The sequence below is a fragment of the Streptomyces sp. NPDC043870 genome (assembly GCF_056435785.1).
In genome coordinates this window covers 169984-194467 of record NZ_JBWKDT010000009.1, presented here as the reverse complement: position 1 = coordinate 194467, position 24484 = coordinate 169984, and the positions used below count along the sequence as shown (strand labels likewise).

24 protein-coding genes are annotated in these 24484 nt (G+C 69.8%); 17 read left to right on the top strand and 7 right to left on the bottom strand.

Annotated elements, in window-relative coordinates; all coding sequences use genetic code 11:
• Positions 1-85 precede the first annotated feature (85 nt).
• Positions 86-886, top strand: a complete 801-nt coding sequence (locus AC0699_RS14825) for a chitosanase (RefSeq protein ID WP_478659961.1) — start codon at positions 86-88, stop codon at positions 884-886.
• Between the two features lie 49 nt (positions 887-935).
• Here AC0699_RS14825 and AC0699_RS14820 read toward each other — a convergent pair whose 3' ends face one another.
• From AC0699_RS14820 to AC0699_RS14790, 7 genes are all read right to left on the bottom strand, one after another.
• On the bottom strand, positions 936-2333 hold the full coding sequence (locus AC0699_RS14820; protein WP_478659859.1) for a nucleobase:cation symporter-2 family protein: 1398 nt from the start codon (positions 2331-2333) through the stop codon (positions 936-938).
• Positions 2334-2575: 242 nt separating this feature from the next.
• On the bottom strand, positions 2576-3967 hold the full coding sequence (locus AC0699_RS14815) for an 8-oxoguanine deaminase (protein ID WP_478659857.1): 1392 nt from the start codon (positions 3965-3967) through the stop codon (positions 2576-2578).
• A 243-nt stretch (positions 3968-4210) separates the two neighbouring features.
• Positions 4211-5134, bottom strand: a complete 924-nt coding sequence (gene pucL, locus AC0699_RS14810) for a factor-independent urate hydroxylase (protein WP_478659855.1) — start codon at positions 5132-5134, stop codon at positions 4211-4213.
• Between the two features lie 5 nt (positions 5135-5139).
• Entirely contained in the window at positions 5140-5550 is a 411-nt protein-coding gene (gene uraH / locus AC0699_RS14805; protein WP_478659853.1) for a hydroxyisourate hydrolase, read from the bottom strand.
• Positions 5547-6059 carry a 2-oxo-4-hydroxy-4-carboxy-5-ureidoimidazoline decarboxylase gene (uraD, locus tag AC0699_RS14800; protein ID WP_478659851.1) on the bottom strand — a complete coding sequence of 171 codons (513 nt, stop codon included), beginning with the start codon at positions 6057-6059 and terminating at the stop codon, positions 5547-5549. Before uraD ends, uraH begins: the two co-directional genes overlap by 4 nt.
• Before the next feature lie 155 nt (positions 6060-6214).
• The gene (locus AC0699_RS14795; RefSeq protein WP_478659849.1) at positions 6215-6592 is read right to left on the bottom strand and encodes a helix-turn-helix domain-containing protein; all 378 of its coding nucleotides are present in this window, start codon (positions 6590-6592) and stop codon (positions 6215-6217) included.
• On the bottom strand, positions 6589-6840 hold the full coding sequence (locus AC0699_RS14790; RefSeq protein ID WP_453668054.1) for a YkoF family thiamine-binding protein: 252 nt from the start codon (positions 6838-6840) through the stop codon (positions 6589-6591). The genes AC0699_RS14795 and AC0699_RS14790 overlap by 4 nt, the downstream gene beginning before the upstream one ends.
• Positions 6841-7054: 214 nt before the next feature.
• On the opposite strand from AC0699_RS14790, the gene AC0699_RS14785 reads away from it, so the two are divergent.
• From AC0699_RS14785 to AC0699_RS14710, 16 genes are all read left to right on the top strand, one after another.
• Positions 7055-8134 (top strand): lytic transglycosylase domain-containing protein, encoded by a 1080-nt coding sequence (locus tag AC0699_RS14785; protein WP_478659847.1) that lies wholly within the window; start codon positions 7055-7057, stop codon positions 8132-8134.
• A 52-nt stretch (positions 8135-8186) separates the two neighbouring features.
• Positions 8187-9209, top strand: a complete 1023-nt coding sequence (locus tag AC0699_RS14780) for an RNA polymerase sigma factor (RefSeq protein ID WP_478659845.1) — start codon at positions 8187-8189, stop codon at positions 9207-9209.
• A 177-nt stretch (positions 9210-9386) separates the two neighbouring features.
• Positions 9387-10319, top strand: a complete 933-nt coding sequence (locus AC0699_RS14775) for an ABC transporter ATP-binding protein (protein ID WP_478659843.1) — start codon at positions 9387-9389, stop codon at positions 10317-10319.
• Positions 10316-11086, top strand: a complete 771-nt coding sequence (locus AC0699_RS14770; protein ID WP_478659841.1) for an MlaE family ABC transporter permease — start codon at positions 10316-10318, stop codon at positions 11084-11086. Before AC0699_RS14775 ends, AC0699_RS14770 begins: the two co-directional genes overlap by 4 nt.
• Before the next feature lie 2 nt (positions 11087-11088).
• A complete protein-coding gene (locus AC0699_RS14765; RefSeq protein WP_478659839.1) occupies positions 11089-11916 on the top strand; it encodes an MlaE family ABC transporter permease in 828 nt (275 codons plus the stop codon).
• 5 nt (positions 11917-11921) lie between these two features.
• Entirely contained in the window at positions 11922-13169 is a 1248-nt protein-coding gene (locus tag AC0699_RS14760) for an MCE family protein (RefSeq protein ID WP_478659837.1), read from the top strand.
• The gene (locus AC0699_RS14755) at positions 13166-14209 is read left to right on the top strand and encodes an MCE family protein (RefSeq protein WP_478659835.1); all 1044 of its coding nucleotides are present in this window, start codon (positions 13166-13168) and stop codon (positions 14207-14209) included. The genes AC0699_RS14760 and AC0699_RS14755 overlap by 4 nt, the downstream gene beginning before the upstream one ends.
• The gene (locus tag AC0699_RS14750) at positions 14206-15198 is read left to right on the top strand and encodes an MCE family protein (protein ID WP_478659833.1); all 993 of its coding nucleotides are present in this window, start codon (positions 14206-14208) and stop codon (positions 15196-15198) included. Before AC0699_RS14755 ends, AC0699_RS14750 begins: the two co-directional genes overlap by 4 nt.
• 71 nt (positions 15199-15269) lie before the next feature.
• A complete protein-coding gene (locus AC0699_RS14745; protein ID WP_478659831.1) occupies positions 15270-16403 on the top strand; it encodes an MCE family protein in 1134 nt (377 codons plus the stop codon).
• Positions 16400-17704 carry an MCE family protein gene (locus tag AC0699_RS14740; protein WP_478659829.1) on the top strand — a complete coding sequence of 435 codons (1305 nt, stop codon included), beginning with the start codon at positions 16400-16402 and terminating at the stop codon, positions 17702-17704. Before AC0699_RS14745 ends, AC0699_RS14740 begins: the two co-directional genes overlap by 4 nt.
• The gene (locus tag AC0699_RS14735) at positions 17701-18981 is read left to right on the top strand and encodes an MCE family protein (protein ID WP_478659827.1); all 1281 of its coding nucleotides are present in this window, start codon (positions 17701-17703) and stop codon (positions 18979-18981) included. The genes AC0699_RS14740 and AC0699_RS14735 overlap by 4 nt, the downstream gene beginning before the upstream one ends.
• Positions 18978-19529: a hypothetical protein gene (locus AC0699_RS14730; protein ID WP_478659825.1), complete on the top strand. Its 552-nt coding sequence runs from the start codon at positions 18978-18980 to the stop codon at positions 19527-19529. Before AC0699_RS14735 ends, AC0699_RS14730 begins: the two co-directional genes overlap by 4 nt.
• Before the next feature lie 60 nt (positions 19530-19589).
• Positions 19590-20477, top strand: coding sequence for a hypothetical protein (locus AC0699_RS14725; protein ID WP_478659823.1), 888 nt, complete (start codon positions 19590-19592; stop codon positions 20475-20477).
• A 237-nt stretch (positions 20478-20714) separates the two neighbouring features.
• The gene (locus AC0699_RS14720) at positions 20715-21572 is read left to right on the top strand and encodes a TIM barrel protein (protein ID WP_478659821.1); all 858 of its coding nucleotides are present in this window, start codon (positions 20715-20717) and stop codon (positions 21570-21572) included.
• Between the two features lie 40 nt (positions 21573-21612).
• Entirely contained in the window at positions 21613-22506 is an 894-nt protein-coding gene (locus AC0699_RS14715) for a 2-hydroxy-3-oxopropionate reductase (RefSeq protein WP_478659819.1), read from the top strand.
• Between the two features lie 215 nt (positions 22507-22721).
• Entirely contained in the window at positions 22722-24188 is a 1467-nt protein-coding gene (locus tag AC0699_RS14710; protein ID WP_478659816.1) for a catalase, read from the top strand.
• The last annotated feature ends 296 nt before the right edge of the window (positions 24189-24484 follow it).

Genomic DNA, 24484 nt, shown 5'->3' with positions numbered 1-24484 from the left:
GAGAGAAACCCCGAGAACACCCAGAACACCGAAGCGATGAACTCCCCTTGGAGGTCACAGGTGCACGCCCCCCCACCGAAGCACCATCGCACGACGTACGGCCCTCGCCACCGCCCTGCTCGGGCTCGCTGTCACGGCTCTGCCGGGCACGGCAGGTGCGGCGCAGGACGTACGTGCCGCCGGGCTCGACGACCCGGCGAAGAAGGAAATCGCCATGAAGCTGGTGTCCAGCGCGGAGAACTCCTCGCTGGACTGGAAGGCCCAGTACAAGTACATCGAGGACATCGGCGACGGCCGCGGCTACACGGCCGGCATCATCGGATTCTGCTCCGGCACGGGCGACATGCTCGATCTGGTCGAGCTCTACACCGACCGCAAGCCGGACAACGTCCTCGCCCCGTACCTCCCCGCTCTGCGCAGGGTCGACGGCACCGACTCGCACGCGGGCCTCGATCCGGACTTCACCCGGGACTGGAAGAGGGCCGCCCGGGACGCCGAGTTCAGGAAGGCCCAGAACGACGAGCGCGACCGGGTCTACTTCAACCCGGCGGTCAAGCGCGGCAAGAGCGACGGCATCGGCGTCCTGGGCCAGTTCATCTACTACGACGCCATCGTCATGCACGGCGACGGCGGCGACAGCACCAGCTTCAGCAACATCCGCAAGCGGGCCCTGACCAAGGCCAGGCCGCCGGCTCAGGGCGGTGACGAGGTCACGTACCTCCACGCCTTCCTCGACGCCCGTGTTTGGGCGATGAAGCAGGAAGAGGCCCACGAGGACACCAGCCGCGTGGACACCGCGCAGCGGGTCTTCCTCAACAAGCGCAATCTGAACCTGAACACACCGCTGGACTGGAAGGTCTACGGCGAGAGCTTCCACATCGACTGAACACAGCCGTACGGCGACGGCGTCGTACAACGCCGTCGCCGTACGCGCGTCAGTGAACCGGGACCGGCTCCGGCTCCGCCTGCTTCTCGGGCGAACGGGCCTTGGTGCCCAGGTGGTTGAAGAGCAGGTTCAGCACGATCGCCACCACGCACCCCGTGGAGATACCCGAGTCGAGCACCACCAGCAGATCCTTGGGGAAGGCGTGGTAGAACTCCGGCGCCGCGATCGGGATCAGCCCGATGCCCACGGCGGCCGCCACGATCAGCGCGTTCTCGCCCTTCTCCAGCGCGGCGGTGGCCAGGGTCTGGATGCCGCTCGCGGCGACCGAGCCGAAGAGGACGATGCCCGCGCCGCCGAGGACCGGCAGGGGGACGAGGGCGATGACGGAGGCGGCGACCGGGCACAGACCGAGCAGGATCAGGATGCCGCCTCCGGCCGCGACGACGAAGCGGCTGCGCACCTTCGTCATGGCGACCAGGCCGATGTTCTGGGCGAACGCACTGCACATGAAGCCGTTGAAGAGCGGGCTGATCGCGCTGCCGAGGGTGTCGGCGCGCAGTCCGCCCTCGATGATCCGCTCGTCGGCGGGCCGGTCCACGATCTTGCCGAGGGCGAGCATGTCGGCGGTTGACTCGGTCATGCAGACGAGCATCACGATGCACATGGAGACGATCGCGGCGATCTCGAACTGCGGGGCGCCGAAGTGGAACGGGGTCGGGAAACCGACCAGGTCCGCGTTGCGCATGGCCTCGAAGCTCGTCATGCCCATCGGGATCGCGATGAGCGTGCCGGCCACCAGGCCGAGCAGGATGGCGATCTGCTGCAGGAAGCCGCGCAGCAGCTTCCTCAGCGCGAGCACGATCACCAAGGTGAGTGCCGCCATGCCGATGTTCTTCATCGAGCCGAAGTCCGGTGCCCCCGCGTTGCCGCCCCGGGCCCAGCGGAAGGCGACGGGAAGCAGGGAGACACCGATCAGGGTGATGACGGTGCCGGTGACGACGGGGGGAAAGAACCGTACGAGTTTGGAGAAGTACGGGGTCAGGACGAAGCCCAGCACACTCGCGACGATGATCGCGCCGAACACGACGGCGATGCCGTCGTAGCCACGGTCCTTCCCGATGGCGATCATCGGGGTCACTCCGGCGAACGAGACGCCGTTGACGAACGGGAGTCGGGCGCCGACCTTCCAGAACCCGAGGGTCTGGAGCAGGGTGGCGATGCCCGCGGTGAAGAGACTGGCGCCCATCAGGAACGCGGTGTCCTTGGCGCTGAGGCCGACGGCGGGACCCACGATCATCGGCGGGGCCACCACCCCCGCGTACATGGCGGCCACATGCTGCAGACCGCTGGTGACCATCTTGAAGGGCGGGAGTGTCGCGTCGACCTGATGCTTCTGGTCGTCGGGGGCGGCATCTGCGTCGTTGTGAAACCTGGGCTTGGCTGCCACAGCGGTTCCTCCGGTCGGTTAACACGTCGGCTCAGACGTGGGTGTCAGGGAGGTGGTGCGGGTGATGCGAGTGATGCGTGCGCCCAAGAAAGCGATGCCGGTGGGATGCCGACTCGATTCACCGTCCCCGGGGGGTGCGTACCTTTGGCGCACGCACCCCCCGGTGACGGCTGCCACGGGCCCCGCTCGGGTCCATGGCTGCCGGCCGAGGGCCGTCCCCCTCGGCCGGACTACCGGGGGTGTCAGGCCTGCGCGGCGATCCGCGCGAGGCGCTGGGCCTCGTCCCGCGTGGAGCGGGCGATGGCGTCCTCGTCGACGTGCAGCAGGTGGCTGTCCTCGACGACCGGCCTGCCGTTGACGAGGGAGAGGGTGACCGGGGCCGCCGCGCCGAAGACGAGGGCGGTCACCGGGTCGGCGATGGAGGAGTGGGCCAGCGTGTCCAGCTTCCAGAGCACCAGGTCGGCGAGCTTGCCGGGCTCCAGCGACCCGATCTGCGAGGCGCGGCCCAGTACCTGGGCGCCGCCGTACGTACCCAGACGCAGGGCCTGGCGCGCGTTGAGCGCACGCTCGCGGTGCACGGTGCTGAGGCGGTTGATCAGCAGGGCGTTGCGCAGCTCGGTGTGCAGCTCACCCGACTCGTTGGAGGCGGTGCCGTCGACGCCCAGCCCGACCGGCACACCGGCGGCGAGCATGTCCGGTACGCGGGCGATCCCGGCGGCGAGTCGGGCGTTGGAGGACGGGCAGTGGGCGACGCCGGTCTTCGTCCGGGCGAAGGCCGCGATGTCGGAGTCGTTCATGTGGACGCAGTGCGCCATCCACACGTCCTCGCCGAGCCAGCCGGTCGACTCGAAGTAGTCGGTCGGCCCCATGCCGAAGAGCTCGTGGCAGAACTTCTCCTCCTCCACGGTCTCCGAGCCGTGGGTGTGCATCCGCACGCCCTTGCGGCGGGCCAGCTCGGCGCCCTGCTGCATCAGTTCGGTGGAGACGGAGAAGGGCGAGCAGGGCGCGACGGCGACCTGCGTCATCGCGTCGAAGGAGGCGTCGTGGTGCTTGTCGATGGTCTCCTCAGTGCCGGCCAGGGCGCCTTCGAGGGTCTCGACGGCGAAGTCCGGGGGCAGGCCGCCGTCCTTCTCGCTGCGGTCCATGGAGCCGCGGGCGAGGGTGAAGCGGACGCCCGTCTCGGACGCGGCGCGGATGATCGCGCCGGACAGGTCACCGGAGTTCTTCGGGAAGACGTAGTGGTGGTCCATCGCGGTGGTGACGCCGCCGCGGGCCATCATCGCGAGCGAGCCCTGGGCGGCGGAGTACGCCATCTGCTCGTCGATCCGCGCCCACGTCGGGTACAGCGCGACCAGCCAGTTGAAGAGGTTGTGGTCGGTGGCCAGACCACGGGTGATCCACTGGTAGAAGTGGTGGTGCGTGTTGACCAGGCCCGGGGTGACCAGGTGGCCGGTGCCGTCGATGCGGCGGACCACGTTCTCCAGGTTCTCGGGGGCCTTGCCCGCGCCGATCGACTCGATCCGGTTGCCGGCGACGACGATGTGGCCGGAGGCGTACTCGGTGTCGTCGGCGTCCACGGTCGCGATCGCACAGTTCTCGATGACGATGCGCGGGGCTGCTGCCGGTGCTGCCATGGCGGTGCGTCCTTTGTCTTTCAGTGGCGGTGTGGGCACGGCAGGACCCTGGGAGGATTTGAGTGCCACAGCCGCGCGGCTGTGGGTGCCGAGAGGGTGGAAGGACGGTGGAAGGACAGGCCGGGCAGGACCGCCGCGGGCGCTCCCGCCTTGCGTACACGTGTCAAGGAAACCACCTGTTCCCTCCTGTCCGGTACGGCCCCGCCCAGGTCAGGGGCGGGCGGGGCCATGATCGGTCCCGCGTCAGAGGTTGGTCATGTCGACGGGGATCCGCGGCTCGACGCCGTCCCGAAGGATCGTGGCCTCGATCAGGCCGTAGGGGCGGTCGGCGGCGAAGTAGACCTCGTTGTCGTTCTTGAGCCCGAAGGGCTCCAGGTCGACGAGGAAGTGGTGCTTGTTCGGCAGGGAGAAGCGGACCTCGTCGATCTCCGAGCGGTTGTTGATGATCCGCGAGCCCATCTGGTACAGCGTCTGCTGCAGCGAGAGGGAGTACGTCTCCGCGAAGGCCTGGAGCATGTGCTTCTTGACCTGCTCGTAGGACTTCTCCCAGTTCGGCATGCGCTGCTCGTCGTCGGTCCAGTTGAACCGCCAGCGACCGGACACCTGGGTGGCGAGGATGCGGTCGTACGCCTCCTGGAGCGTCGTGTACTGGTCCTTGACGTAACCCCAGAACTCGGAGTTCGTCGAGTTCATCACGACCAGGTCCTTGAGGCCGGAGATGACCTCCCACGAGTCACCGTCGTAGGTGATCTGGGTGACCCGGGTCTCCTGGCCCTTGCGGACGAAGGAGTGCTTGACCTCGTCGGCGCCGATGAACTTCGAGTTGGCGTCGGAGGTCGCGATGCGCTCCCAGGCGTACTCCTCGATGCGGATACGCGCCCGGTGGATCGGCTCCTGCGAGGTCACGAAGTGACGGGCGAGGTGGATGCCGAACTGCTCGGCGGACTCGATGCCGTACTCCTTGGCGAACGCGTACACCGTGTTCTTGGTGGTGTCCGTCGGCAGGCAGTTGGCGTTCGAGCCGGAGTAGTGGACCTCGTCCATGTCGCCGGAGAGGGCGACCGAGACGTTCAGGTCCTTGATGTGGTGGGTGTCGCCGTCCCGCGTGATCTTGACGACACGGTTCTCAGCCTTGCCGTACTGGTTCTGTCCCAGAATCGTGGGCATGTCTGCTAGCTCCCTCGGTAAACGGAGTAGCCGAACGGGTTGAGCAGCAGCGGTACGTGGTAGTGCTCGCCCGGTTCGACGGCGAACGTGATCGCCACCTCCGGGAAGAACGCACCGCTGTCCCGATTCGCGGGGGCGTCCTGCTGCGCATCGGCTTGCTTCTTCGCGACTTCGAGAAAATAGGACTCGGTCTCGAAGTCCAGTCGTACATGGGTGGTGCCCTCCGGCAGCGCCGGCAGGTTCTTGCAGCGCCCGTCCGCGTCGGTCGCGGATCCGCCGAGTGCCACCCACTGGGCGCCGGAGCCGTCGCGGGCGGACCCACGGGCCGACAGGCGGATGACGACGCCCTCGGCGGGCCGGCCGATGCTGGTGTCCAGGATGTGCGTGGACACCGACGCCGTGGTGTGCGTACTCATGCGCTCTCTTCCTCTACGAGACGGCTCAGCCGGATGCGGTTGATCTTGCCCAGCTCGGTGCGGACGATTTCCCGCTCCTGCTCGGGCGAGTTGTCGATCCGCTCGCGGACGGCGTCCCTCATCTGCTCACCGGTCCGGCCGGTGGCGCAGATCAGGAAGACGTGGCCGAACTTGTCCTGGTAGGCCAGGTTCAGTTCCAGCATCTCGGCCTTCAGGTCCTCGGAGGCGCCGGCCATCCCGCTCTGTTCGCGGGAGGAGGTCGGGTCACCGGGCTTCGGCCGGCCGATCGGCGGGTGCCCTGCCATCGCTTCGGCCAGATCAGCGGCGGTCAGCTCGGCCATGGCGGCGTCGCTGGCGGCGAAGAGGGCGTCCACAGTGGCGTACGGGCGCTGGGCGAGCAGTCTGCTTCCCCACGCCGAGCTGGCACACACCTCGTGCAGCGCGGCCTGGGCCTCGCTGTCCGCCGAGGTGTTGAACCGGGCGAGGCCCGGTACGGAAGTCGAAGTCACGGGAGCCTCCGTGGCTGTTTTGCAAGGTGCGTCGGACGGGCTGCGGATAGCTAACGCCTTCCCCCAACACCCCGTCAACACTTTGTTGAAACTTCGTGGCCATAAAAGCCGCCGTCCCGACATATGGACGGCGGCCGTGTACGCGGAGTCAGACCCTACTCACTTTTCGCGGCGTTTTCCCTGTTCAGGTAGTTGTACACAGTGAAGCGGCTGACACCCAGGGCACTCGCCACCGTCTCCACCCCGTGCCGCACCGAGAAGGCACCGCGTGCCTCCAGGAGCCGGACGACCGACTGCTTGGTCTTGCGGTCCAGCGCGGACAGCGGCATGCCGTGGCGGCGTTCCAGCGCGACCAGAATGTGGTCCAGCGATTCGGAGAGCTGCGGCAGCCGTACGGCAACCACCTCGACGCCCTCCCAGGCCAGGACCACGTCGTCGCGCCCGGCCTGCTCGGGCAGCAGCATCTCGGCGCCCATGGCGTCCACCAGCGGCTTGACCGCGGTGATCAGGGGGTGATCTCCCGGCTCGGTCACTTCTCCTCCTCCCCGATCACGTTCACCTGCAACGAGACCCTGGTGGCGCCCGCACCCAGAGCCTGGCGCAGCAGCGAGTCGACCGCGGTGAGCACCGCGTCCGCCGCGCCCTCCGCCGTGTTGCCGAACGGTCCGACGTCCACGGCGTCCAGATCGGCCGCCTGGATGACCTCGCGTGCCACGAGCGCATGGGCCGGGGCTTCGTCCAGGTCGAAGGGTTCGGTGGTGAACTCCACTCGCAATCGCAGCATGCCCCCCACGTTAAGCCTGCCCGCGCCGCCGTCCGTCGCCAGGCCGGAAATTCCGTCGGTTCCGGGCGACGGACCCGCCTCCTGCCCGCGTAGAGCCGGTGACGGAAGCCGTACCGGCCCTCATCTCCGGTGCGGCCCAGGACAGGGAGGGGTCTGCGGAATGACACGGCACAAGGGCAGAGGTGTCAGCAGGGGTGTCAGGGGTACGGCCATGGCGGCTGCGGCGATGGCGGCACTGACCGCCTCCCAGGCCCCGGGGGCACAGGCATCCCCTTCCGCCGGGGAGACGGCGCCCACCGCACCCGCGCGGCCGAGCGTCTCCGGCGACTCCGCGTACCGCGCCGAGCTGCCGCCGCTGCGGGCACGCGGCGTGGCGGGCGAGGGCGGGAGCGGGGGCGGCGCGGCCCGCGCGTCGGACGGCTCAGCCGTGACCGCCGCGGGCGCACTGCCGGCCACGGTCCTCGCCGCGTACCGGCGGGCGGAGTCGACGCTCGCGGCCGGCGCACCCGGCTGCGCCCTGCGCTGGCAGCTGCTGGCCGCGATCGGCCAGGTCGAGTCCGGGCAGGCAGGCGGCGGGCGGGTGACCCCGGACGGCACGGCTCGTCCGCCGATCCTGGGGCCGCGGCTGGACGGCAACGGGTTCGCCGTGATCGGCGACACCGACGGCGGGAGGTACGACGGGGACACCCTGTACGACCGGGCGGTCGGCCCCATGCAGTTCATCCCGTCGACCTGGGCCGTCTGGGGCGCCGACGGCAACGGGGACGGCGCGGCCGACCCGCAGAACGTCCACGACGCGGCGCTCGCGGCAGGCCGCTACCTGTGCGCGGGCGGGCGGGACCTCTCCGACCCGTACGACCTGGACCGCGCGATCCTCGGCTACAACCACTCGACGGCCTACCTCCGTACGGTCAGGGCCTGGTTCGCGTACTTCCTCGAAGGCCACCGCGTGGTGCCGGACCATCCCGGTGCCGGATCCGGTCCCCGCCCCGGGCCGGAGTCCTCCCGCCCGGTGCCGCCGCGGTCGTCGGCCCCGGCCGCCGCGGCGCGGCCGGTCCGGCCGGACGACGGGCCGGCTGCGCAGTCTTCCCCGGCCCCCTCGCCCTCGCAATCCGCCGGGGCCCCTCCCGCGGGCGGGACGGAGAAGCCGCTGGTGCCTGTGATTCCCGTCCCCGGAACGGGGGTTGAGGTACCCGGCGGCACAGTGCCGCCCGGGGCGATTCCGCTGGTCGGCAACGGTACGGATTCGATGGCTTCCACCCCCTCCACAACTGCGGATACCCAGCGGTAATGTCGCCTCCCGCCGGGCGGCAGGGACCGGCGGTGAGTGCGAAGGGGCCCTCATGGCGGAAACGTCTCAGGACCGGTGGCAGCGCGCGTGGAGCCACCGGGAGCAGCTGCTTAAGGTGGCCCGCCGCAGATCCATGAGCGTCGAGGACGCCGAGGACGCCGTGCACGAGGCGATGCTGCGTGCCGCGGAGAATCCGCACCTCGACGACGAGCGGCTGGGTGCCTGGCTGACGACGGTGACCATGCGTCTGTGTGTCGACCGGTACCGGCAGGTCAACCGCGAGGCCGAGGTGCGCAGCAGCCCGACGCTGATCACGCCGGGCCCGGCGCCCGTCGACGAGGTGGTGTGCGACCGGGCCGAGGCGAAGTGGCTGGCCGTACGGAGCGGGGAACTGCCCGCCCGGCAGGCGGAGGCGCTCTGGCTGAAGTCCGAGGATCTCGACGTCGGGCAGGTCGCCGTGAAGATGGGGCTCAGCTACCGGACGGTCGAATCGCTGCTGGCGCGGGCCCGGCGGACACTGCGCGCCTCGCTGGCCGGAACGCTGGGGCTCGCCGTGTGGCTGTGCGACCGCTGTCGGCCTCGAGCCGTGGGCAACGCGCAGACGGTGGCTGTGGCCTCGGCCGCGGCGGCGACGCTGGTCGTCGCGGGGTTCGTCCTGCCGTACGGCGGCGGCGGGAACGGGCCCGCCCCCTCGCCGGCCACGTCGGACACCGCGGAGGTGCACGTGGCAGACGCGGACGGGGCGCCCCCACCGGCGCCCGCCCCCGCCGCGAGCCCGGCGGCGTCGCCCGGGGCGCCCGGCTTCGAGCCGTCGCTGCTGCCGTCGCTGCTGCCGGATGTCCCGGTGCCGCTGCCCTCCCTGGCCGTACCCGGTGTCCCGAAGGTGCCGGGCGTCGTCCCGGACGCATCGCTGCCACCGCTGCCATTGCCGCTGCCGCTGCCCAGCGCGGACGTACCGGCGGTCCCGGCAGTACCCGACGTGCCCTCCGGGCCGGTCGTGCCCGCTGTACCACCGGTGCCGGAGCCACCCGTGAGCGCGACGCCGTCGGCCCCTGTGGACGTGCCGTTGCCGTGAAGGCACCCGGTGTGTCCGTCCTCAAACGCCGGACGGGCTTGAATCCCCTGGTGAACACACCCGCGTGAACCCCTGATCTCGCGCCCGTAAAAATTTCCCGTCCTCGGCGCGACGGACGCGCCGCCCCTCCCCGTAGAGCAGATGTCGGAGCTGCTCAACGGCTGAAGGGTGAACCGGATGGGTGTCGAGATCTGTGTGGAAGGGCTGACCAAGTCCTTCGGCCACCAGGTCATCTGGCAGGACGTGTCACTGACGCTGCCCGCCGGGGAGATCTCGGTCATGCTCGGCCCGTCCGGCACGGGCAAGTCGGTGTTCCTCAAGACCCTCGTCGGACTGCTCAGGCCGGACCGCGGGTCGATCAGGATCGCGGACAGGGACATCACCAGGCTCCGCGAGCACGACCTGTACGAGGTCCGGAAGCTGTTCGGCGTCCTCTTCCAGGACGGCGCGCTGTTCGGGTCGATGAACCTGTACGACAACATCGCCTTCCCGTTGCGCGAGCACACCCGGAAAGGGGAGAGCGAGATCCGGCGCATCGTCCTCGAGAAGATGGACATGGTCGGACTGATCGGGGCCGAGGAGAAGCTGCCCGGCGAGATATCCGGCGGTATGCGCAAGCGGGCCGGGCTCGCCCGGGCCCTGGTGCTCGATCCGGAGATCATTCTCTTCGACGAGCCGGACTCGGGTCTCGACCCGGTGCGGGTGGCCTACCTCAACCAGCTGATCGTCGATCTCAACGCGCAGATCGACGCGACCTTCCTGATCGTCACGCACGACATCGCCTCGGCCCGCCAGGTCCCGGACAACATCGGCCTGCTCTTCCGGCGCGAACTGGTGATGTTCGGCCCTCGCGAACAGTTGCTGACCAGCGACGAGCCGGTCGTACGGCAGTTCCTGAACGGCCGGATGCAGGGACCGATCGGCATGGCGGAGGAGAAGGACGCCGCCCAGGTCGAGCAGGAGCTGGCACAGATCGACGAAGGCAGCGCCGTCCCGGACATGACGCCCCGTCTGCTGCCGAGCCCCGGCATCACCCGGCCGCCCCGCTGGGAGGCCATCGTCAAACGCGAGGCAGCGCTCCACAAGCACAAGGAGGTGGCGGGCGCATGAGTCTCTCCCCGGCAGGAGCGCTCCGGCAGTCGGGCAGCCTGTTCGCGATGGCGCTGGATGTCTTGCGGACGCTGCCCAGACGGCCCTTCCAGGTACGGGAGTTCATCCAGCAGGCCTGGTTCATCGCGAGCGTCACGATCCTGCCCACCGCACTGGTCTCCATCCCCTTCGGGGCGGTCATCGCGCTGCAGATCGGGAGCCTCACCCGGCAGCTCGGCGCCCAGTCGTTCGCGGGCGCGGCCTCGGTGCTCGCGGTGCTGCGGGAGGCCTCGCCGATCGTGACCGCGCTGCTGATCGCCGGGGCGGGCGGCACGGCGATCTGCGCGGATCTCGGGGCGCGCAAGATCCGCGAGGAGATCGACGCGATGCAGGTGCTGGGCATCGATCCGATCCACCGGCTGGTCGTACCCCGGGTGCTGGCCTCGATGGTGGTCGCGGTGCTGCTCAACGGCCTGGTGTCGGTGGTCGGAGTGGCCGGTGGCTACTTCTTCAACGTCGTCCTGCAGAACGGCACGCCCGGCGCGTATCTGGCTTCCTTCACCACCCTCGCCCAGCTGTCCGATCTGTGGGCGGCGGAGCTGAAGGCCCTGGTGTTCGGTGCGATCGCCGCCATCGTCGCCTCGTACAAGGGGCTGACCGCCAAGGGCGGGCCGAAGGGCGTGGGCGACGCGGTGAACCAGTCGGTGGTGATCACCTTCATGTTGCTGTTCGTGACGAACTTCGTGATGACCGCCGTGTACTTCCAAGTCGTTCCGCAGAGGGGCTGACCGTGGCGCTGATCAACCGTTTCGCCGGGCGTCCGCTCCGCTCCCTGGAGGAGCTGGGCACCCAACTGTCCTTCTACGGGCGCTCGCTGGCCTGGACCGGCCGCACCCTGCGCCGCTACAAGAAGGAGGTCCTGCGGCTGCTGGCCGAGGTGAGCTTCGGCCGCGGCGCGCTGGCCGTCGTCGGCGGCACCGTCGGCGTGATCGCCTTCCTCTCGTTCTTCACCGGCACCGAGGTGGGACTGCAGGGGTACGCGGCGCTCAATCAGCTGGGCACGTCCAACTTCGTCGCGTTCCTGTCGGCGTACTTCAACACCCGCGAGATCGCACCGCTGGTGGCCGGGCTCGCGCTGTCCGCGACGGTCGGAGCCGGGTTCACCGCCCAGCTGGGCGCGATGCGGATCAGTGAGGAGACCGACGCCCTGGAGGTGATGGGCGTTCCCTCGCTGCCGTTCCTCGTGACCACGCGGATGATCGCCGGTTTCGTCGCCGTGATCCCGCTGTACGTGGTCGGGCTGCTGTCCTCGTACTTCGCCGCCCGGACCATCACCACCGGCTACTACGGGCAGTCGGCCGGCACGTACGACCACTACTTCCAGCAGTACCTGCCGCCGGTCGATGTGCTGTGGTCCTTCGGCAAGGTGATCGTCTTCGCCGTCGTGATCATCCTGGTGCACTGCTACTACGGCTACTACGCGAGCGGCGGCCCGGCCGGTGTCGGGGTCGCGGTCGGCCGTGCGGTGCGTACCTCGATCGTCGCCATCAACGTCCTGGACTTCTTCCTCAGCCTGGCGATCTGGGGCGCCAGCACGACCGTACGGATTGCGGGGTAGTGCCGATGCGGACCGTCAACGTCGTCAGGCTGAGGGTGTACGGCATCGTGTTCGTCGCGGTCCTCGCGTTGCTGCTGTCGCTGTCCGTCGCCGTCTACCAGCAGGTGTTCACCTCCGTCGTACGGGTCACGCTGGAGGCCGACAGGCTCGGCAACCAGGTGGAGCCGCGCGCCGACGTCAAACTGCGCGGACTGCTGGTCGGCGAGGTGCGCGAGGTGCGGGCCGACGGCGACAAGGCGACACTCGACCTGGCTCTCAGGCCGGAGCACGTCTCCCGTATCCCGTCCGACGTGCAGGCCAGGCTGCTGCCCAAGACGCTGTTCGGGGAGAAGTACGTCGATCTCGTGGCGCCCCGTGGCCCGGCCGGCCGGCCCATCCGCGCCGGGGACGTCATCACCCAGGACCGCACCAGAGTCGGCATCGAGGTGCAGCAGCTCATGAACGACCTGCTGCCGCTGCTGCGGACGGTGCGCCCGGCCGAACTCAACGCGACCCTGTCGGCGTTCGCCACCGCGCTCGACGGCCGCGGCGACCGGGTCGGCGCCAATCTCGTCCGTGTCGAGGGCTATCTGAGCCGGCTCAACCCCCATATGCCGTCGATCAAGGAGGACATCTCGCGGTTCGCCGACGTGGCCGAGGTGTACGGCGATGCCGCGCCCGATCTGATGAGGATCCTGCGGAACACCGTCACCACGAGCCGCACCGTCGTCGAGAAGCAGGATCAGCTGGCCGCCCTGTTCACCTCCACGGCCACCGCCGCCGGTACCGCGGACGCGTTCCTGGACGAGAACGGCGGACGGCTCATCACCCTGGGCCGCGTCTCCCGTCCCACGCTGGCGCTGTTCGCCCGCTACGCGCCGGAGTACCCGTGCCTCCTCGAAGGCCTGGTGAGGCAGGAGGCCGCGGCAGAACAGACCTTCAGAGGCGGAGAAATGCGCATCACCCTGGAAGTCGTCCGTCCGCAGCCGGCGTACGAGCCCGGCGAGGAGCCACGCTATGCGGAGCGATCGGGGCCCGACTGCCACGGTATGCCCCACCCCCGGGTCCCGGCACCGGACACCCGGCTCGACGACGGTACGTCCGCAAGCCCGTCGGGCGGCACCCCCATGACGGTGGTCGCGACCGAGGCCGAGCAGCGTGCCGTCGGCTCGCTCGTGGCGCCCGTCCTGGGCGTGCCGGTCGATGAGGTGCCCGCGGTGGCGACCCTGCTGTTCGGTCCGATGGCCCGGGGAACGGCGGTGAGCGTCGCATGAGGTTCCCACGCGTCAGGCGCGCCGGGGAGACCGCGTCGCCGCTGATCAAGTTCAGCCTCTTCGCGGTGGTGACGGTGCTGGCGACCGCGCTGCTCGCGGCGACCATCGTCAACATCTCCTTCACTCCCGAGCACACGTACCGCGCGGTGTTCAGCGATGTCACCGGCCTGGAGGAGGGCGACGACATCCGGGTGGCCGGGGTACGGGTCGGCGAGGTCGAGGACATCAGGCTCAAGGACCGGACGCTGGCCGAGGTCACCTTCACCGTGAGCCGCGACCGTCCGCTGTTCACCAGCACCGGCGCGGTCATCCGCTACCGCAACCTGGTCGGGCAGCGGTACATCGCCCTGACGGAGGGCGCCGGCGACGGCACGAAGCTGCCGCCCGACGGCCGGATCCCGCTGTCCCGTACGCAGCCCGCGCTCGATCTGAACGCACTGCTGAACGGGTTCAAGCCGCTGTTCGCGGCGCTCAGCCCGAACGATGTGAACCGGCTCGCGACCGAGATCATCAAGACGCTGCAGGGCGAGGGCGGAACGGTGAACAGCCTGCTCGCGCACACGGCTTCGCTCACCACCACGCTCGCCGACCGCGATGAACTCATCGGCTCGGTGATCGACAACCTGAACACGGTGCTGGCGACGCTGGACAACCGCAGCGCCCGGTTCTCCGGACTGATCGAGCAGCTCCAGCGGGTGATCTCCGGTCTCTCCGCCGACCGCAAGCCCATCGGGGACTCGCTGGTGAACATCGGCCACCTGACGGAGGCCACATCGGGCCTGCTGGAGGAGGCCCGCCCGCCGCTGCGTGACGACATCGCCGAGCTGACGGAACTCACCGGGACGCTGAACAAGAACGAGAAGACCGTGGAGGGCGTGCTGAAGCGGCTGCCGAACAAGCTCGACAAGCTCACGGGGACCGCCTCGTACGGTTCCTGGTTCAACTTCTATCTCTGTGACTTCGACGGCCGGATCGTGCTTCCGAAGACCAACGAGGTGCTCACTCCCGAGCTCCATGTCGCCCGGGCGAGGTGCGCATGAGGATCCGCATGATGCCGTTCCGCGAGAGGAACCCCGTGGTGATCGGGGCGGTCGGCCTCACCACGCTCGCTCTGCTGACCGTCGCCGCGTTCAACGCCGACAGCCTGCCGCTGATCGGCGACGGGGAGACGTACAGCGCGGCGTTCTCGGAGGCGGGCGGTCTGAAGCCCGGCGACGAGGTCCGTATCGCCGGGGTGAAGGTCGGCAAGGTCGACGAGGTGGACCTGGACGGCGACCACGTCAAGGTGGTCTTCCGGGTGAAGGGTGACCCGGAGTTCGGCACCAGGACGGGCGCCGCCATCCGCGTCAAGACGATCCTGGGGGCGAAGTACCTCGCGCTGCAGCCGAAGGGGCCCGGGCAGCTGAGGCCGGGCAGCGAGATCCCGCTGGCCCGGACGACGCCCGCGTACGACGTCGTGGCGGCGTTCAGTGATCTCACCACCACGACGGAGAAGGTCGACACGCAGCAGCTGGCGACGGCCCTGGACACCATCTCCACCACCTTCGAGGACTCCCCTGCCGAAGTACGGGCCTCCATCGAAGGCCTGTCGAAGATCTCCCGTACGGTCGCGTCCCGCGACCAGGCGCTGCGTGAACTCCTCGACCACGCGAGCGGGGTGAGCGGTGTGCTCGCCGAGCGCTCCGGCGAGTTCTCCGCGATGGTCAGGGACGGCGACCAGCTGTTCAAGGAGATCTCCCGGCGGCGGGCCGCGATCCACGCGCTGCTCAAGAGCTCGGCCGCGCTGGGCGTTCAGCTGTCCGGCCTGGTCAAGGACAACCGCGAGGAGATCGGCCCGGCGCTCGAAGGCCTGAATCAGGTGGTCGGGATGCTCGAACGCAATCAGGCGAGCCTCGACCGCAGCGTCAAGCTGCTCGCGCCCTATGTGCGGGTCTTCACCAACACCCTCGGCAACGGCCGCTGGTTCGACAGCTACATCCAGAACATGGTCGCCGCTCCGGTGGTCCCGCGGACGGGAGGTTCGTCGTGAAACCGCGCCTTGTGCCGATAGGCCTCGTACGTGCACGGCTCGTACGTGCACGGCTCGTGCCCATACGCCTCGTGCGCACGCGTCTGCTGCGCCGGGCGGCGCTGATCACCGCTCTGGCGGTGGTGGCCGCGGGTGCCGTGGTGCTGTGGCCGCGGACGGACCCGGTCCGGGTCACGGCGTACTTCCCGCGGACGGTCGGCATCTATCCCGGCTCCGACGTACGGGTCCTGGGCGTCCGGATCGGTGAGGTCAAGGAGATCACCCCGGAGGGCCGCCGGGTACGGGTGGTGCTCGAGTACGACGCCGGGCGGAAGGTCCCCGCCGGCGCCCAGGCGGCGATCATCAACTCCTCGGTGGTCAGCGATCGTTACGTACAGCTGCTGCCGGTGTACCGGAGCGGTCCGACGCTGGCGAGCGGCGATGTCATCCCGGAGAGCCGTACGGCCGTACCGGTCGAGCTGGACCGCATCTTCGACAGTCTGCACACGACGTCGGAGGCGCTGGGTCCGCGCGGCGCCAACAAGGACGGCTCACTGTCGCGGCTGCTCGGCGTGAGCGCGGACAACCTGGAAGGTCAGGGCGAGAATCTGCACCGGACGGTGGAGGATCTCTCGCTCGCCGTGACCACGCTGTCCGACGGCAGGAAGGACCTGTTCTCCACCATCCGCAGTCTCCAGGTGTTCACGGCGGCCCTGGCCGCCGACGACAAGAACGTGCGGTCGTTCAACGACAGCCTGGCGAAGGCGGCCGGCCAGCTCGCCGGGGAGCGTGAGGACCTCGCGGCCGCGCTGCGTCATCTGGGAGTGGCGCTCGCCGATGTGACCGACTTCGTCAGGAAGAACAAGAAGTCGCTGACGTCCAACGTGGAGGGACTCAGCAAGGTCACCAAGGTGCTGGTGACGCAGCGCGCCGCGCTCGCGGAGCTGCTGGAGGTCGCCCCGGCAGGGCTGTCGAACCTGCAGAACGCCTACAACCCGTCCGCCGGGACCCTCGACACCCGCAACAACCCTGACGGGCCACAGGATCCGGCGGCGCTGCTCTGCTCGCTGCTCAGGACCACCGGGGAGGCGAAGCCGGCGGACTGCAAGGACCTGGAGAAACTGTTCGGCTCCCTGCCGGAACTGCGGCCGGGCGGCGGTCTGCCCGTCTCCGGCACCGGCTCGGTCGACCGGACGCTGGGCGGAATCCTGGAGGCCCGCGCATGAGCGCACTGCGCAGAAGCACGGCGGTGTGGGCGGCGGCCGGCTCGCTGCTGCTGACCGGCTGTGAGTTCAACGGTCTCTACGACGTCGGGCTGCCGGGCGGCGCGGCCGCGGACGGCAACGCCTACCGGGTCACGGTCGAGTTCAGGGACGTCCTCGATCTGGTGCCGCAGTCCGCGGTGAAGGTCAACGACGTCACCGTGGGCGCGGTGGAGAAGGTGGAGCTGAACGGCTGGCACGCCCGGGTGCGGCTGCGTATCTCGGATTCGGTGAAGCTGCCCGGCAATGCGGTCGCCGAGCTGCGGCAGACCAGCATGCTCGGCGAGAAGTACGTGGCGCTGTCCGCCCCCGTGGACACGGCGCCGACGGGCAGGCTCGAGGACGGCGCCAGGATCCCGCTGTCCCGCAGCGGCCGCAATCCGGAGATCGAAGAGGTGCTGTCCGCGCTGTCCGCGCTCCTCAACGGCGGTGGGGTGGCCCAGCTCAAGACGATCACCACGGAGCTCAACAAGGCTCTGGAAGGCCGGGAGAACCGGGTCAAGTCCCTGCTGGCGGAGCTGGACACCTTCCTCGGCGGGCTCGACACCCAGCGCAAGGAGATCGTCCGCGCGCTGAACGGCATCGACCGGCTCGCCAAGCGGCTGCGCCAGGAGAAGAAGACGATCGCCGACGCCGTCGACACCGTGCCGCCCGCGTTGAAGGTGCTGGCCGACCAGCGGCGCAAGCTGACGTCGATGCTCACGTCCCTGTCGAAGCTGGGAGAGAGCGGCACGCAGGTGATCACGGCGTCGCGGGACGACGTGGTCGCCAATCTGACGAGTCTGCGGCCGATCCTGGAACAGCTGAACAAGGCGGGTGACGATCTGCCGAACGCCCTGGAACTGATGACGACGTATCCGTTCCCACGCAATGCCGTGGACGCCATCAAGGGCGACTACGTCAATCTCAGGATCACCGCCGATCTCGATCTGGCGGCCATCTACGGCAACCTCGACGGGAAACCCGGGAAGCCGGCCGACCCGGCGCTCCCCGGGACGCCCGGACTTCCCGGCCTCCCCAGCCTCCCCGGGGGCCCTTCGGTCCCCGGCGTGCCCCTGCCGACGGCACTGCCGCAGCCGCCCGGTGCCCCGGGCGCGTCCGGCTCCCCGTCGGCGCCACCGGCTCCCCCGGGCGGCGGCGGTGCGCTGTGCCCGCCGGTGTGCACCGGCAGTTACGCGTCGTACGGGAACGACGGCGCCGACGAACACCCGCCGGGGATCGATCTCGCCCTCGCGGAGCTCATGCTGAAGGGGATGCAGCCGTGATCACACGTACGGTCAAGGCCCAGTTGCTCGCCTTCGCCACGGTCACCGCCGTCGGTGTGTCGTACGTCGGCGCCCGCTACACGGGGCTGACCGACGCCCTCCTGGACCGCGGTTACACCGTGCGGGCCGACTTCGCCGACTCCGGGGGCGTCTTCCCCGGCGCCGAAGTCACTTATCGCGGCGTACCGGTGGGCCGTGTCGGGGAGCTGCGGCTGACCGGCCCGGACGGGGTGACGGTGCGCCTCGACATCGAGGACGGGGCGAGGATCCCGGCGGACACCGTGGCGGTGGTGGCGAACCGTTCGGCGGTCGGCGAGCAGTACGTCGATCTGCAGCCGCGGAACGCGGGCGGCCCGTATCTGCGGGACGGCAGCACCATCGCCCGGCGCGACACGCGCGTGCCGCTGCCCACCACGGACATGGTCCTCAGCCTGGACCGGCTGGTGAACTCCGTCGGCAAGGAGGATCTGCGGATCACGGTCGACGAACTGGGCAAGGCCTTCGCGGGCACCGGCCCGGAGCTGAGCCGGCTGGTGGACTCGGGAAACAGGCTGGTCGAGTCGGCGTCCGACTCGCTGCCGCAGACGGTCGCGCTCATCGAGGACTCCCGGAAGGTCCTGAAGACGCAGGCCGACAAGGGCTCGGCCATCAGGTCGTTCTCCCGCGACCTGGCGGCCCTCACCGCAGAGTTGAAGTCCAGTGACGGTGACATCCGCAGGCTGATCGGCTCCGGTGCGCCCGCCGCTCAGGAGGTGAACTCGCTGCTGAGGGCCAACCGGCCCCATCTGCCGGTCCTGCTGGCGAATCTGATCAGCGGCGGGCAGATCACGGTGGCGCGGCTGCCCGGTGTGGAACAGGCCCTGGTCACCTTCCCCGTGGTGGTGTCGGGCAGCTACACCGTGATCCCGGGCGACGGCACCACCCACTTCGGCCTGGTCGTCAACGCCGACGATCCGCCGGCGTGCCGGGAGGGGTACGGGACGCAGCGGCGCGACCCGGCGGACACGAGCGAGCGGCCGGCGAACACCGGAGCGCACTGCTCAGCCCCGCGGGGCGGTCCCACCTCGGTCCGCGGCGCACAGAACGTCCCGGGTGCCTCGGTGCGCCCGGGTTCCGGCGGCACGGACCCGGCCGCCTACATCACCCCGTACGACCCGGAGACCGGCGCGGCAGCCGGACCGGACGGAGCGCTCGTCGAGATCGGCTCGACGGGCGGTGAACAGAGTGTGTTCGGAAAGGACTCGTGGCAATGGCTGCTCGTGGGACCGATGGCATGAGCGCGGGGCCCCTCGCGCAGGTGATACGGCGGCTGCGCCGCCTGGGCGCCGCGGCGACGGAGGCCGCCCGGCGCGGCCGGGCGATGCCCGCGGCACTCGCGGTGGCGACCGCCGTGACGGCGCCCCTGTCGGTGTGGCTGGGCCTCCAGGCGTACGAGCAGCGCGCCGAGGAGCAGCGGCACCAGGACATCCTGGCCGCGGCCCGTCAGTCGGCGCTGAACTTCACGTCGCTCGACTACCGGCACTACGGGCGGGACAGCGGGAACGTGCTGAAGGGTGCCGCCGGCGACTTCAAGGAACAGTTCGCGGCACAGACCGCGGAGCTGACCAAGCTGGTCGCCGCGAACAAGTCGGTCTCCGAGGGACGCGTGCTCGAAGCCGGCATCACCCGGGCCGACGAGCGCACCGCGCGCGTCCTGGTCGTCGCCGACAGCAAGGTGACCAATACCGCCGCGCCGGAGGGCCGCTCCCGTACCTACCGGCTCCAGCTCGACCTCGTACTCGAGGGCGGTCGCTGGCTGACGTCCGACGTCGAGTTCGTCGGCTGACCGTGCCCGTCCCGCAGGACGACCAGTGACGACCAGTGACGACCAGTAAGGAGAGAACCCGTGGCGAACACGAGCACCCGGGGCCGGGTCGTCGGCTCCCCCGCCCGCCGCTCCATGACCGCGGCGGCCCGAGCGGCTGCCAAGCGCGCCGAGCGGGCCGTTCCGGGCGAGGACGCCCCCGGGAAGGGACCGGACCGGCTCGGGGTGGTGGCCGGACGCACCCTGCGCGCGGAGGACCAGGAGCCGGACTCGGCCGAGCCGGACTGGGAGGCACCGGACTGGGAGGAGCCGGAGCCGGCCGCGCCGCGCGTGGCGGCGGCCCTGGCGGAGCCGGAAGAACCGGAAGAACCGGAAGAACCGAAAAAGCTGGACGAGCCGGAGGAGCCGGAGGAGCTGGACGAGCTGGACGAGCCGGAGGAGGACGCCGCCGGCCGGGCGCGCGGTCGGCGGCGCGGGCGGGTCAGCGCCGTGCTCGCGGTGCTGACCCTGGCCGGCCTGATCGCCGTCGCCGTGCTCGGCCCGCGGTATCTGGACGGCAGGCGGACGGACCAGGCGCGGGTCCAGGCGCTGGCGGCCGCGCGGAAGGCGGCTCCCGTTGTCCTGTCGTACGACCACCGACACCTGGACCGGGACTTCGCCGCGGCCCGCGGCCATCTCACCGGATCCTTCCGTGACGAGTACCGCAGGACGACCACCACGGTGGTGGCGCCCACCGCGAAGAAGTACCAGGGGGTGGTCACGGCCACGGTGGTGACACCGCCGGACGGTGGTGAACCCGCGGCCTCGGTGGTGTCGGCCTCGCCGGACAAGGCCGTCGTGCTCCTCTTCGTGAACCAGGTGACGCGGAGCACTCAGGTCGAGGGACCGCGCGTCGATCTGAACCGGGTGCGGATGGAGCTCACGCTGACTTCCGGTGGGTGGAAGGTGAGCGCCGTAGACGCGCTGTAGACACGCTGCAGTCCGCAGCGGGACGCCATGGCGCCTCCCGGGCCGCGACGAGAGAAGACCGGACACGGTCTCCGTCGCACGCTCGGGAGGCGCCCTTCTGCATGCCCTTTTGCACGCCTTTCCGCGGGCCTTTGCGCAGGCCTTTTGCGGACCGCTCTTGACAGCCCTCCCCCACCCCAGGCAATCTTCCATTAAGCAGAAACGAACTTCCGCAATACGGAAGGAGCGCCGCCCCTCATGGCCCGCTTCTCAGAAGGCGCAGTCACGGACCAGCGCTTCGATGTGAACCTGTCGATCCTCTTCACGGAACTCCCGCTCCTGGAGCGTCCCGCGGCCGCCGCCGCGGCGGGCTTCACGGCGGTCGAGCTGTGGTGGCCCTGGATCGAGACCCCCACGCCCGACCAGAGCGAGCTCGACGCGCTGAAGAAGGCCCTGGAGGATGCCGGCACCCAGCTGGTGGGCCTGAACTTCTACGCCGGGCAGCTGCCCGGCCCCGACCGCGGCGCCCTCTCCGTACCCGGTGAGGAGTCGGAGCGCTTCCGCGCCAACATCGACATCGCGGCGGACTTCGCCGCCTCGGTCGGCTGCAAGGCGCTCAACGCGCTGTACGGCAACCGCGTCGAGGGCGTCGACCCCGCCGTCCAGGACGAGCTCGCTCTGGAGAACCTGGTCCTGGCGGCCCGTGCGGCCGACCGGGTCGGGGCGATCCTCCTGATCGAGACCCTGAACAAGCCGGAGTCCCCGCTCTACCCGCTGGTGAGTGCGCCTTCCGCGATCGAGGTCGTGGACAAGGTCAACGCGGCGACCGGCCTCGGCAACGCCAAGTTCCTGCTCGACATCTACCACCTGTCGATGAACGGCGAGGACGTCAGCCAGGTCATCGAGGCCTACGCGGACAAGACCGGCCACGTGCAGATCGCCGACAACCCGGGCCGCGGCGCGCCGGGCACCGGCTCGCTGCCGCTGGAACAGCTCCTCGACGAGCTGAAGAAGGCCGGTTACGACGGCTGGGTCGGCCTGGAGTACAAGGCCGGCGACCGCCCGAGCGCCGAGTCCTTCGACTGGCTCCCGGCCGAGGCCCGCGCGGCCCGCTGACTTCTTCCCGTACCACCAGTTTTCGAGAGGCACCCTCACCATGAGCACTCTTCCCAAGATCGCATGGATCGGCCTCGGCATCATGGGCTCCCCCATGTCCGAGAACCTGATCAAGGCCGGTTACTCCGTCACCGGCTTCACCCTGGAGCAGGACAAGCTGGACCGCCTGACCGCGGCCGGCGGCACCGCAGCCGGGTCCATCGCCGAGGCCGTCGAGGACGCGGACGTCGTCATCACGATGGTGCCGGCATCGCCGCAGGTCGAGGCCATCTCGTACGGCCCTGATGGCATCCTGGAGAACGCGAAGCAGGGCGCGCTGCTGATCGACATGTCCTCGATCACCCCGCAGACGTCGGTCGACCTGGCCAAGAACGCGGCCGAGAAGGGCATCCGCGTCATCGACGCCCCGGTGTCCGGCGGCGAGGCCGGCGCCATCGAGGCCGTACTGTCGATCATGGTGGGTGGCGAGCAGGCCGACTTCGACGCGGCCCTCCCGATCCTCGAGGTCCTCGGCAAGACCATCGTCCTGTGCGGCCCGCACGGCTCCGGCCAGACGGTGAAGGCCGCCAACCAGCTGATCGTCGCCGTCAACATCCAGGCCTGCGCCGAGGCCGTCGTCTTCCTCGAGAAGTCCGGCGTGAACCTCCAGGCCGCCCTGGACGTCCTGAACGGCGGCCTGGCCGGCTCCACGGTCCTGACCCGCAAGAAGGACAACTTCCTGAACCGGGACTTCAAGCCGGGCTTCCGCATCGACCTGCACCACAAGGACATGGGCATCGTCACCGACGCCGCCCGCAATGTCGGTGCCGCACTGCCGGTCGGCGCCGTGGTCGCCCAGCTGGTCGCGTCCCTGCGCGCGCAGGGCGACGGCGGCCTGGACCACTCGGCCCTGCTGCGCGCCGTCGAGCGCCTCTCGGGCCGGCCGGTCGCCTGATCCACCGGAGCCCCAAAGAGCTCCCCCAAGGGCCTGACGGCCTCCCCCGACATCCGGGCCGTGGCTGCGCTGACACCTGTCCTGTCGCGCCCAAGTGCAGCCACGGCCCGGATCCATCACCTTCATTTCAACAAACTGTTGACGTTTTCGCCGGAGTGAATTTACGCTCCAGGCACTCTCAGCAGCTCCCGCACGGAAGGTCACCCCCGCCACCCATGACGCAGCGTGTGCTTACGACCGAGTCCGGCGCTCCGGTCGCCGACAACCAGAACTCCGCCACCGCCGGCGTCGGTGGCCCGCTCCTCCTCCAGGACCAGCACCTGCTGGAGAAGCTCGCCCGGTTCAACCGCGAGCGCATCCCGGAGCGCGTGGTGCACGCCCGCGGGTCCGGCGCCTACGGCTACTTCGAGGTGACCGACGACGTCACCGGCTTCACCAAGGCCGCCTTCCTCTCCGAGGTGGGCAAGCGGACCGAGACGTTCCTGCGTTTCTCGACCGTGGCCGACTCGCTCGGTGGCGCGGACGCCGTCCGTGACCCGCGCGGCTTCGCGCTGAAGTTCTACACCGAAGAGGGCAACTACGACCTCGTCGGCAACAACACCCCGGTGTTCTTCATCAAGGACCCCATCAAGTTCCCCGACTTCATCCACTCCCAGAAGCGCGACCCGTTCACGGGCAAGCAGGAGCCGGACAACGTCTGGGACTTCTGGGCGCACGCCCCCGAAGCCACGCACCAGATCACCTGGCTGATGGGTGACCGCGGCATCCCCGCCTCGTACCGCCACATGAACGGCTACGGCTCCCACACCTACCAGTGGACCAACGCCGAGGGCGAGGCCTTCTTCGTCAAGTACCACTTCAAGACGAACCAGGGCATCCGCAGCCTGTCGTCCGAGCAGGCCGCCGAGGTCGTGGGCAAGGACGCCAACAGCCACCAGACCGACCTGCTGCAGGCGATCGAGCGCGGCGTGAACCCGTCCTGGACGCTGTTCGTGCAGATCATGCCGGCGGCCGAGGCGGCGGACTACAAGTTCAACCCGTTCGACCTGACCAAGGTGTGGCCGCACAGCGACTACCCGCTGCAGCGGGTCGGCCGCCTGGTCCTCGACCGCAACCCGGACAACGTCTTCGCCGAGGTCGAGCAGGCCGCGTTCTCCCCGAACAACTTCGTTCCGGGCATCGGCCCCTCGCCGGACAAGATGCTCCAGGGCCGGCTGTTCGCCTACGCGGACGCCCACCGCTACCGCCTGGGCGTCAACCACACCCAGCTGCCGGTGAACGCGCCCAAGGCTGTTTCCGGGGGGTCCGCGGACAACTACGGCCGCGACGGCTTCATGGCCACCCGCAACGGCTCGCGCCACGACAAGAACTACGAGCCCAACTCGTACGCCGGTCCGGCCCAGACGGACACGGCCCTGTCGGCCCCGCTGGCCATCCACGGCTGGACGGGCACGCACGAGGCCCCGCTGCACTCCAAGGACGACGACTTCTTCCAGGCCGGTGAGCTGTACCGGCTGATGTCGGAGGAGGAGAAGCAGCGTCTGGTCGCGAACATCGCCGGCAGCCTGTCCCAGGTCTCCCGCGACGACGTGATCGAGAAGAACCTCGCCCACTTCCACGCCGCCGACCCGGACTACGGCAAGCGCGTCGAGGAGGCGGTCCGCGCCCTGCGCGAGGACTGAGCTCGTCCCGGTAACACCCAGACCGCGTACGGGAGTTGACTGGAGGTCTGCCTCCCGTACGCCGTCCGAACCGCCGGCCCGGATGAGGGGTGGTCAGCGGTGAGGACAGCTTGAGGACCGCGGCGGCGTGCGAGCCAGTGCGGTGGTACGGGCCGCCCAGCCCCCTTCTTGACCTGAAGGAAGGGCCGGCCGGAGAGCCCATCGCCCCGCCGCGGTCCCTGAGACCCCCTGACCGGGGCACCCCGATGTGGGACACCGAAGAACTCCGCCCGGCGGCGCGGAACGACCAGTCCCTC

Bases quoted from the DNA above. Each gene is read 5' to 3' on its own strand.
- AC0699_RS14710 (WP_478659816.1), top strand. From the start codon at position 22,722: ATGACGCAGCGTGTGCTTACGACCGAGTCCGGCGCTCCGGTCGCCGAC.
- AC0699_RS14755 (WP_478659835.1), top strand. From the start codon at position 13,166: ATGAGGTTCCCACGCGTCAGGCGCGCCGGGGAGACCGCGTCGCCGCTG.
- AC0699_RS14730 (WP_478659825.1), top strand. From the start codon at position 18,978: ATGAGCGCGGGGCCCCTCGCGCAGGTGATACGGCGGCTGCGCCGCCTG.
- AC0699_RS14750 (WP_478659833.1), top strand. From the start codon at position 14,206: ATGAGGATCCGCATGATGCCGTTCCGCGAGAGGAACCCCGTGGTGATC.
- AC0699_RS14715 (WP_478659819.1), top strand. From the start codon at position 21,613: ATGAGCACTCTTCCCAAGATCGCATGGATCGGCCTCGGCATCATGGGC.
- AC0699_RS14785 (WP_478659847.1), top strand. From the start codon at position 7,055: ATGGCGGCTGCGGCGATGGCGGCACTGACCGCCTCCCAGGCCCCGGGG.
- pucL (WP_478659855.1), bottom strand. From the start codon at position 5,134: ATGCCCACGATTCTGGGACAGAACCAGTACGGCAAGGCTGAGAACCGT.
- uraH (WP_478659853.1), bottom strand. From the start codon at position 5,550: ATGAGTACGCACACCACGGCGTCGGTGTCCACGCACATCCTGGACACC.
- AC0699_RS14775 (WP_478659843.1), top strand. From the start codon at position 9,387: ATGGGTGTCGAGATCTGTGTGGAAGGGCTGACCAAGTCCTTCGGCCAC.
- AC0699_RS14760 (WP_478659837.1), top strand. From the start codon at position 11,922: ATGCGGACCGTCAACGTCGTCAGGCTGAGGGTGTACGGCATCGTGTTC.
- AC0699_RS14720 (WP_478659821.1), top strand. From the start codon at position 20,715: ATGGCCCGCTTCTCAGAAGGCGCAGTCACGGACCAGCGCTTCGATGTG.
- AC0699_RS14740 (WP_478659829.1), top strand. From the start codon at position 16,400: ATGAGCGCACTGCGCAGAAGCACGGCGGTGTGGGCGGCGGCCGGCTCG.
- AC0699_RS14770 (WP_478659841.1), top strand. From the start codon at position 10,316: ATGAGTCTCTCCCCGGCAGGAGCGCTCCGGCAGTCGGGCAGCCTGTTC.
- AC0699_RS14815 (WP_478659857.1), bottom strand. From the start codon at position 3,967: ATGGCAGCACCGGCAGCAGCCCCGCGCATCGTCATCGAGAACTGTGCG.
- AC0699_RS14780 (WP_478659845.1), top strand. From the start codon at position 8,187: ATGGCGGAAACGTCTCAGGACCGGTGGCAGCGCGCGTGGAGCCACCGG.